Annotated in this window: 4 protein-coding genes; 3 read left to right on the top strand and 1 reads right to left on the bottom strand. The window is 51.5% G+C overall.

What is annotated here, in order from left to right; translation table 11 throughout:
* Window positions 1-6,809: FG-GAP-like repeat-containing protein (locus tag FKG94_RS28105; protein ID WP_142930278.1), on the bottom strand; the 6,809-nt coding region annotated here is incomplete at its 3' end.
* 976 nt (window positions 6,810-7,785) lie between these two features.
* Here FKG94_RS28105 and FKG94_RS28100 point away from each other — a divergent pair.
* From FKG94_RS28100 to FKG94_RS28085, 3 genes are all read left to right on the top strand, one after another.
* A complete protein-coding gene (locus FKG94_RS28100; protein ID WP_218943672.1) occupies window positions 7,786-8,145 on the top strand; it encodes a nucleotidyltransferase domain-containing protein in 360 nt (119 codons plus the stop codon).
* A 1,287-nt stretch (window positions 8,146-9,432) separates the two neighbouring features.
* The gene (locus FKG94_RS28090) at window positions 9,433-9,792 is read left to right on the top strand and encodes a hypothetical protein (RefSeq protein WP_142930277.1); all 360 of its coding nucleotides are present in this window, start codon (window positions 9,433-9,435) and stop codon (window positions 9,790-9,792) included.
* A gap of 116 nt (window positions 9,793-9,908) precedes the next feature.
* Complete coding sequence (locus tag FKG94_RS28085; RefSeq protein ID WP_142930276.1) at window positions 9,909-10,196, top strand: BrnT family toxin; 288 nt, start codon at window positions 9,909-9,911, stop codon at window positions 10,194-10,196.
* The last annotated feature ends 20 nt before the right edge of the window (window positions 10,197-10,216 follow it).

Genomic DNA, 10,216 nt, shown 5'->3' with positions numbered 1-10,216 from the left:
CTAGCCACATGCTGTGGATTTACTCCCCTAGCACGAGCAGCACTTATGATTGTATTTTTGTGCTTACTAATTAGATCAAGAGCAGCTTGCCCCTTTTGTGCACCCTCTTCAACCGCCTCAGCCTTCTCCGTAGCCGCCTTCAACACCCACCCCAAAACCCGATCAAACGAACTCGGATTCGGCTCCGTATCATCCGCCCCGCGACTATCACCCCCAACCGCCTTCACCGTCGCATCAAACGCCAACTTTTTACCGGTCACATCCCCCCACTTGCTCGGTATACCAATCCGCGTAGCCTCATGGTATGAACTCACAAACGCAACCGCACCCGCCTTAAGCGACTGTTTGATCGTACCGCCATTCGCATAAGCCACACTCATCGAGATACGGGCCTGCATCGCCGCGTAACACAGCGGTTGACCACCACACGCCACCGCAACCAACACATCCCGTATCGGACCCGGTATCCGCCCAAACAACCGCCCTTGGGCCCGCACCACCCTTTTTAGAAATCTCCGCCACTCCCGTACGACGTCTCGCACAACGTTGGCAATTTTCTTGAACAATTTCTTCAGAAAATACCCGGACGGATCAGTATAACTCAAGGGGTTATTTTCTACATAACTGTACCGATTCAACGCCTGCAGATTGGTGATATCCCGCACAAATGGATCGGCACTCAGAAATCGCCCAATCTCCGCATCATAAACCCGCCCGTTCATATGAATCAGCCCCACCGGGTCCATCTGTTCATGGCCGGTAAAGCCTCTGTGGGTCACCGCCGAACCCAGCAGCACCGCATCGATCGTCTGGTTGCGCCGCTGGGCCGTCGTCAATGTTTCCCAGCTCCCCAACAGACTCTCCAACTGCGCCAGGCTCGGCGCCCGCCGTTTACCCCAGGGATCAAAACTGAACTCCTCAGCGATCAGGCCGGACTCGTCGGTAATAGTCGTGACCGAGCCGAGATGATCCTTGTGCAGATAACGGGTCACACGACTGCCGGCACTCGCCGCGTCGCGGTTTTCGATCGTGACCACGGCAAAACCACCAATGTAGTGGCGCTCTTCTGTCTTATTGATCGTGGCGCCGTTGTCTTTGAAATCAACCTTTTCGTACAAGCCGCCAATATAGGTATAGTCCGTGACCTTACCGGCCACCGTATCCCGGCGGAAGTAACGGCTGCGATCGGGACCATAACTGATCGCGGTGGTGGTCGTACCCTTGATAATCTGCGCCGGTTTGTCGAAGTAGGTGTAGCTGATACTGCGGCCGTCACCACCGGTCATATTGCCGTTGGCATCGTAGCTATACACGGCGTTTTTGCTGCCGCTGATTTCACAGACCGCGTGGGGACCATAGGCGATCCCACACTGGCGCCCATATTTATAAGTGCCCACACCGGTTTTGCTGCGGATATTGCCCAGCGTATCGTAGGTGACCGCTGTGGTGGTCTTGGCAATCAGCGGGTCGCTAACATCCATATCTGTTTCGACATTGACCAGACGGTTAAGCGCATCGTAGCGGGAGTCTTCCCGAAGTCCCTCACGCGAGTCCTGACGATACACCAGATTGCCAATCTTATCGAAATTGAAGGCCAGGTCTTGAATATCCCCGTTGCCTAACGCTGTCTGGGATTTAATACTGGTCAGATAACCGGTGGCGTTTTGGTAACTTTTCAAGGTTTCCACATTGTTGCCAAATGTCTCGCCCACGATATTGCCGCGGGCGTCCATGGCATCCACGGTATAGTAATTCGCGTCATTGGCCGCGTTTCGCACGGCTGTGAGGAAGCCAAAGTTATTGTATATATGTTTGATTTCCAACCGATTGCTGGCGCCCGGGTACTTGACGCTCTCCACCCGGTTGCGGTTGTCGTAGGCCGTATCCACAACGTAACTGCTGCCGTTGACGGTTTTGGTCAGCCGGGTATTGCGGCTGAAACTATCGTAGAGGAAAACTTCCTCATAACCCTGGCTTCCAGAGACCCGGTGAAGCTGGCCTTTACCCGCGCCGGTGGCGGTGTCGTATGTCCAGGTGGCCGTCTCGGGGTTGGCGGCATCCCCGGCGCACTGCTGGTGAGCTTGGGCGTTGTCACCAACCTGTGCCGGCAAGCCCCCCTGGTAATTGTCGATACGTTTGACCGGTCGGCCCAACTTATCGTAGGCCGTGCAGGTGACCTCTCCCCGCGCATTGCGCTGCGCGATCAACTGCCCGAGGCCATTGTAATAATACCGCCACAAACCCTTATCGGGATCGTCCAGTGTTTCCTTGCGGCCCAGCACATCGTAGGTGATGGTGGTGTTAGTGTACTGCGCAGGGTTGGCCATGCCCTGGGTAATGTCCGCCGGGGTGGCCGCCAGCACATCAACGGTGGTCACATTACCCACTGCATCGTAGGTGTATTCAATGGCCTGGTTGTCGTTGTCTACAACTTTGATCACATGCCCCAAGGGATTGCGCCACTCGATCTTTTGTTGGCCCGTTGTCAACAGTTGCGCATTATCCAACACATTGTTTTTGGCGGTTACTACCAATCCGTTGAATTCTACTTCATCAGTGCGATTGTTGGCGTCGGTGCTTTTCAGCGGACGGTCGAGATCGTCGTAGAGGTCAACAGCGTTCCACAGCGGCGAACCGCCTTTGAAATAGGGTTCGCTGACCCGGACATTGCGGCCCCGGGCATCGAACTCGTAATCGATATAAGCCCAACTGCCGTCCAAGCTGCGAGCGGCTTTGCGGACCTCGCGGCCCAGCTTGTCGATATACACCATCGACTCGCTGCCATCTGTCGACCGGGTGCGGATATAATACTCCGCGGTCTGAGCTTGCCCACTGCCCACGCTGGGACAATCGGGGTTACTCGAATTACACCAGACAAACTCCGTGGTGGTGGTAACAGCATTGGCCGTATCGGCCAAGGCCGTCGCCGTTTTGCGGCGTCCGAATTTATCATAGGTAAAGCGGGTCGTCAGGCCGTTGGCATCGGTGGATACCTGCAATAGGCCCGCATTGATATGGGTATCCGGGTAGTAAGTCGCGCTGGAAGCGTGGTTGGCCGCATTGGTTTGCGTGGCCACATACCGGCCGGATGCATCGTAGGCCAGGCTGTTAGTGCGTGAACTGAAATCCGGTCCGGTGACAGTCACTGCGAGGTTGCGACCAAAGTTGTCGACCTGTACTGCGCCGGACTCATCCTTCCCGTACTGGATTTCGTGCAAAACAATTTCGGGTTCGCCGGCGGCTTGCGGGCGGAGAACCTTATCTGCCGTTTTTCGACCTGTCGTCGTATCATAGTCAAATGATGACTTGCGTTTGATGAGAGGCTTACCGGGCACGTTTACCGTCTTGGTGGTCGACGTCAGCAGGCCCAGCAACCAGGTCGTTTCGTTGTTGCTGTAGGTACTTTCAGTAGTCGTAGTGCGCAACAGCGTATTACTGTCGTCGTAAATCCTGCTGTTGATGTTTCTGACATTATTGTAATCGTCATAGTTGCTGTAATCGTTAATCTCCTTGTGCAGGAAGGCGCCGTTTAAATCGCGCTTGGTGACCGTGGTCTTTGTGAGTTGGCGCTGATAATGGCGGCCGTCACCGGTGCCGATGGTGTTTACCTGCCATTCGTTTACCGTGTCGCTCAATACCGTCGCATTGGATGCTGTGGTGGTGATTTGCTCCAAAGCGCCTTGCTTCTGGTTCGCATAATCGTGACTAAACGTTGAAACGGTCTCTATACCGGTATCGTTGCTGACGGCCTTCACCTCTTTAAAGCCGAGACTGCCCAAGCCGCGCATATGCACGAGCATTTGTTTGTAGTAATAGCTGGAACTATTAAAGCCACCGGCGCCATCGCTCTGCTCTACTTTCGATACCAGATAAGAAGCATTGTTGATATTGCGCAGCGGATAATCCACCTCGGGACCAGGATCGTAGAAATCCTGGATGGTGGTGTCGGTCATCACCGTGTAGTCAAAACGAGTCACCACACCCATGCCGTTGCGCACTTCGGTCAGGTAGTCCGGTCGCTTGCCTTTGCGCAAGCGGGTGTGCCAGGTGCTGCCCGATACATACATCAGGTCCTGCATGCCGTTACCGGTAATGTCCAGTAACTGTGGCCGATACTGATAGCCGGTGGCGGGAATGCCGGTGCTGTAATCCTTGAACTGATAACCGTCCGACACATAGACATGCCAGGTCGCGTCGGCGTGGCGGTAGAGAATATCCGTGCGGCCATCGCCATTGTAATCGTGGGTGAGCGCCTCACGCCAACTGCTACCGGCGACAGCCGCTTCAAAAGGTGGCTGGAAATTGCCGCCGGTGTTCAACATGACATACCAGCGATTATTGTAGGTAAGCAGGACATCGGTGAGACCATCGGCGTTAAAGTCTATAAGGCGGGGGGAATTGGTGTGACCCGATGTTGAGAAGCTGGTGGTAGTGGGGGTACGGAAGGCGGTTTGGAACCCATTATCTCCTCTCGACAACCATATGGTCCACTTCCCACTGGAAGACGTCTGTCTCTGTAGAAGGTCGGTCAATCCATCGCCATTGATATCCATCGGTATCAGCAAGTCAAGATTAACGACCTCAACGCCGGAAGATCGCTCCGGGCCAAAACCGCTGTCTGTCATAAGTCTTATATAGTTATACCCGTCTTTGCGATAGAATAAATCCATCCGGCCATCGCCGTTAATATCCAGTAGCTTTGCAGACGCATAACCCGTAGCAGGTATTCCCGTGGAAACACTGTCGAATCCCACACCTCCGGGGATGGTGACGGTCACCGGGTTTGGTAGTGGCTGTCCGGTGAGAGGATTATGCGTAAAAACATGTTGGCTGGAGGCGGTGGTTTTAGCGATGTAAACGTGCCAGTTGCCATCGCTACCGGGATAAAGGATATCGTCTTTGTTGTCATTATTGTAACGGATGACCTGAGCATAAGCCTGCCCGGTATGGGGCACAGAAACAACATCGGATTCCATCGTGCGACCATTGCTCAGCATAATCCGCCAACTGCCGTGGGGATGCACCAGATCGTCGCGCCCATCACCGTTGACATCCATAACCAGCAAAGTGTTATCCCATCCCTGGTTGGTATTACCGGTATTGACTGAGCCGGCGGCAAAACCTGGTTCGCCGATGTCCCAACTGAACAATGTCGCCGGCGTGCACTGGGAATCGGCGCACTCCTGCACACTCTGGAGACGGGAATCTCCGGTGATGCTATTCATACCATCGCGGCCGTACTTCAAGTTGAGGCTGCGGACTTCTCTACTGGCTACATAGCTGCTTATACCAACCAGCCTTTTAGTCTGCCTGGTGGTCGAGCCGGCAAAAAAGCCCGAGGACTGGTCCGGGCGAGCCTGGTAAGTAAACCGAAGGGAATGTTGTGCAGAGCCCCCGTTATCATGACTGTAGTCAATGCGTGTGATAAAGTGTTCACCGTTGGCGTCATCGTCGTAGTAGCTAAAGACCATTTTATTGCCGAAACGGTCTTCGATTTTACTAGTCGCCCATTCGTAGGTGCGGTTTTCCGGTGTGTAGATTAGGTCGGCATATTCGTAATATGGATTAAGTTGAGGATCAAAGCGGATAAACCTTCTGCACTTTTCGCCAAACGGGAGAAATCCCGTAGGGCATGAACGAAAACTAATGACTTTAGTACTGCGTGATTGATTGTTGTGGCCATACTCGACAATCTGCCCAGCCTGGCTCCATACCGTAAACCTCTGCGGATTGTGTGCGATCGTTGGGAACAAACCCTGAATGTCCATCGCCGTGCCTTCAGACCCATAGGAAAAAATCCGGGTATTAGGATCATGTTCAAGGCGGTACTCAGTCCCATCCGCACCATAAACCCCATTGACCGCTACCAGCCGCTGGCCATCCAGACAGAATTGATCGTTGTTGTCAAAATCAACCCCATCCAAAAATGTATCGCGCTCAAGCGTAGTGGCGCATCGATGAATAGCCGACAGGCCACTGATATCGAACCCAACACCGGCCATGCCGTTGCCGGCATTGCTGTTATAGGCGAGCGCCAGGGACGGCTGCAGACCACCGATACCGGGCGGCGCATAGATGGGTATACTGTAATTAGCGCTGCCATCGATACCGACTTCGTGCTGCGCCGCGATGGCGCCTACCACAGTGGAACTGTCTTGTTGGGTGGGGTATATCTCCTGACCCGTCAGCAAAAAGCCATTTTGAGGGCCGCCGGCGGTGGCCAGCAATGCCAGGTCGTTATACCCTGCCTGGCGCAAAATGATATCGTCGCGACCGTCGTTATTGTGATCCCTGACGGTAATGGCCACCTGATCGGCACCGATCTCCGGTGAGCCGAGATCGTTGGAAAATATCTGTAATACACTGGGCACCTGTCCGGCGGCGTTGCCGGCCAACGTCAGGCTGTTGTAACCGTTGCTGCTGGGGGCTTGCAGCAATGCATCGGTGTAGCCGTCACCGTTAAAGTCGCCGGTAAAGTAGTTGTAGGCGCCCAGCAACAGGCCCGTGGTATCCAGGGTTTCATTGACACTGATGCTATAGGTATCGAGACAGTAACCGTAACCATTTTCGCCGCGCAGAACCTGCAGGCTGGCGACATTCGGGGGCGTTTCGATTGGCGTAACAATATCCCCATGCAATAGCACCAGCAGGGGTTTGGCTTTGAGATAGAAGTCATCACAGCCGTCCCCGTTTATATCGCCGAAATAGACATCGTAGTTAACCGGGCTAAACTCATCGGCGTAAGCGGCCGCCCCGGCCCATAAACCCAACCCTGCAACAACCCCAATCCAAAAACGGCGCAGCGACATACATCCCTCCCCACAGAAACGCACAATTCAGCCAGCAAATAGCGGCAGGCACCGGGGCAACGGAGCAATAAACAAAACAGGAAAAACGCTTGTAACAGTCAACAGTCTGTTAACTGACTATCACGGGCATTTATTATTGGTGCAGGCCCAGGCCGTTCTTTGACAAAACCACATTCCAAAGCTCGGGTTACTCGCTCCATCGCATCCATCAACCCCTGGGGCTTCATCCTAATAGCCCGATGCCACGAGTGCAATGGCGCGCTACGACTATAATGCCACCTATATGATTCATATCAAGTCAACCGGGAGAGACATTTTTCGACAAGTGTGCGCTTGACAGAAAGGACATTGACAGTTAGATGCTCCAGCCCATATTGGCTTATCGACTCCACCTGCTCCCGCTCGAGCAATACATCGGCAACCAGGCTTTGCAGTACTTTTGCCTCAAACGGCTCAGGGCGCGTGGGCTAGGGGACACTGATAACTTAACAACTTAACCCAACTCGTCCTTTGGGCTAGGGGACACTGATAACTTAACAACTTAACCCAACTCGTCCTTTATCGACATCCTGTTGGAAGATGTGACGACGCTCTAAGCCGCGTCCGAATACATGGTAATATCCACCTGCTATATGGAGCTTTCCTAACCTCGGTATATCCTTTACCTGCCGAGAGCTCCTTTATTCTTTGGTTAAGTTGTTAAGTTATCAGTGTCCCCTGTTCCCCCTTAAAGTTGTTAAGTTATCAGTGTCCCCTGTTCCCCCTTAACCAACATATTATTCAAAGAGTACCGAAGGCGCGTATTATGTTTGCTACTGCTGCGGCCTGATCAAGCCTATCATGTCAGAGAAATCGCACGGCTTACCGGGACTGTTCCCGGCACTCTGCACAAAGAGTTAAGTAAATTGGCCGATGCTGAGGTGTTAAAAAAACCAGCCGGGGCAATCAGGTAAGCTACCAAGCCAATCGTGACTGTTTGATTTTTGAGGAGCTCACCAGTATTCTGCGCAAAACTTCTGGCGTGGCAGATGTGCTGGCAGATGCTTTGGCGCCTCTGAAAACTAGCATTGATGTCGCCATGGTTTTTGGCTCCATTGCCAGCGGTAAAGCCGCCAGCAATAGCGATATCGATTTACTGATTGTGGGTGACGCGGGCTTCTCAGATACGGTGAAAGCGCTCCATCCAGCACAAGATGTATTGGGCCGGGAAATTAACCCCAAACTCTACAGCGTCAGGGAATGGCAAACCGCCAGAAAAGAAAATTCAGCGTTTATTCGCGAAGTACTGAAAAAGCCTGTCATCAAGGTAATAGGAGATATTAATGACCTTGGATAATCTGCTCGGGACGAGCCTGGAGCGTGTCGAACCTGACCCGCTTACAATCGAGCGGCTAATAGAAGCCGCTAGACGCAACATTGAAGATGCAAAGATTTAGGTTATTAGCAACGAAAACCGTTTTGATGCCGCTTACAAAGCCATTATGCAGATGGCTAATGCTGCTCTTCAAGCCAGTGGTTACAGAACTCTCACAAGTAAACCAGGTCACCACCAAACAATGATCCAGTCATTGCCCAAAACGATGGGGTTGGACAGGCAATTAATGATCGTACTTGATGCACTGCGCAAGCAACGTAATGTTGCCGACTATTCCGGTGATCTGATCGCTGACAATACGGTAGCCGAGTGTATCAACCACGCAGAGCAACTTTGGACTGGGCTTCACATATGGCTGAACGGTACATATCCTGATCTGCTTGAACACCGTAAAAGGTGACGGAGAAAGGCTTACTGAGGGACGCCTGCAACCTAGTATTTGATCAAATTCTTTTGCGTTGAGCTAGCTCAGCGATATAGACTTAAGTCGCGTAGTTGCAGGCATCGCACAGTGTTATTCTGAGTTCCAGAAATTTCTCAAGCTATAAGCCGCTAAGTTGCAGGCGTCTCTCAACCCATCGTAAAAGAAATAAATTTTCAATGACTTTGAACTGTGCCTTGGTAATTCCCTCAAACACAGACTCCATAAAATTAGTGCCGCCAAAATCTGATTTGACAGAAAAACGCAGCTTGTTCCATATTGCTTTTCAACATCAATTGTAATATATGACATCTGATCTGACAGACACTGTCCGGCCAGGTCTGACCCCAGTGGCCGGTGTCCATCGAAGAACTGCCGGTCACATGATAGAATCCTATTAGGCAGGAGGTGAGCCGAAGCAGAAGTTGGTGCGAGATTCTTTTTAAAGGCCGGAGGTCTCTCAAAGGAGACATTGGGTTTCGAGAGAATCTTTTATTTGAGGGCCTTTAGTGTAGGGCAGAAATCGCCTAGGAGCAGACATCGGTGATATGTCACCTTTTTCAGAAACCTATGGCTTTATAACACATGATAATGCTCCCTAAGCTATTGATTTACCAACCACATCAGTTATATTCAACGGGCCAGATGGAATTGGGGACGCAGTTGGCCAGTGACTTGTTTAGTCAGAGAACAAAAATACCGAATTCCTCTGAAACCCTTGTGGCATGGGGCTCTAAGTCAAATCAATGAAATTAGCTTCTCGTGTTATAAGGCCAAAGTGTTATAAAGCCTTAGTCTTTATAATTAGCTGTTAGGCTCACAAAGATATGAGTAATGATTCATGGCTGTGCTTCGACTGTAGAGAAGCTTATAGAAGACCACGGCCTTACGATAAAGAAGTAAACTGCGCCAAGTGCAATAAGCCTTGTCATAATATCGGCTATCAAATTCCTGTGCCCCCAAAACGAAATATCAAGGCATGGATAAAACTGAGAGAGAGCGAGAGGCAGAGACTGTGGCGGGGCCGGGAAGAATCAGCTAAAGAGCAAGTACGGCTAAAGCATGATCTTGAGCAAGGCATCTCACGCCTTGAAGCATTATCTGCAAACAAAGGGCGTGCTGCCGGCATCAAGAAAATGAAAAAGCAGCTAAAGAAACGGAGTATGACCTATGGCCGCCCAGCCTAACAAGGCCAAGCACGCAGATGTCAAATTGCTTGCTTGAAAAACAGCAAGCAATTCGCCACTGGTGTTGGCGACGTTAAGGCTCTTGACATCTTTTGGGATGTACATACAATGTACATATGGTTAAATTCGAATGGGATCAAGCTAAGGCAAAGTCCAACCTCAAGAAGCATGGTGTTTCATTTGAGGAGGCTAAGTCTGCGTTCTACGATGATCTCGCCGTCCAATTCTATGATGAAACTCCAAACGAAGAAGAAAGGTTCATCCTGCTTGGTATGAGCAACCTTTCCCGTATTCTAATTGTAGTTCATTGTGAGCGTGGAGATGATAATGAAGTCTTACGCATCATTTCAGCACGCAAAGCTACCAAAAATGAACAGCGCCACTATCGAGGTGAAGAGTCATGAAAAAAGAGTATGATTTTTCA

Origin of the sequence: Exilibacterium tricleocarpae (assembly GCF_007004655.1) — a bacterium.
Classification (GTDB): domain Bacteria; phylum Pseudomonadota; class Gammaproteobacteria; order Pseudomonadales; family Cellvibrionaceae; genus Exilibacterium; species Exilibacterium tricleocarpae.
This window is presented reverse-complemented; position numbering and strand designations above follow the sequence as displayed.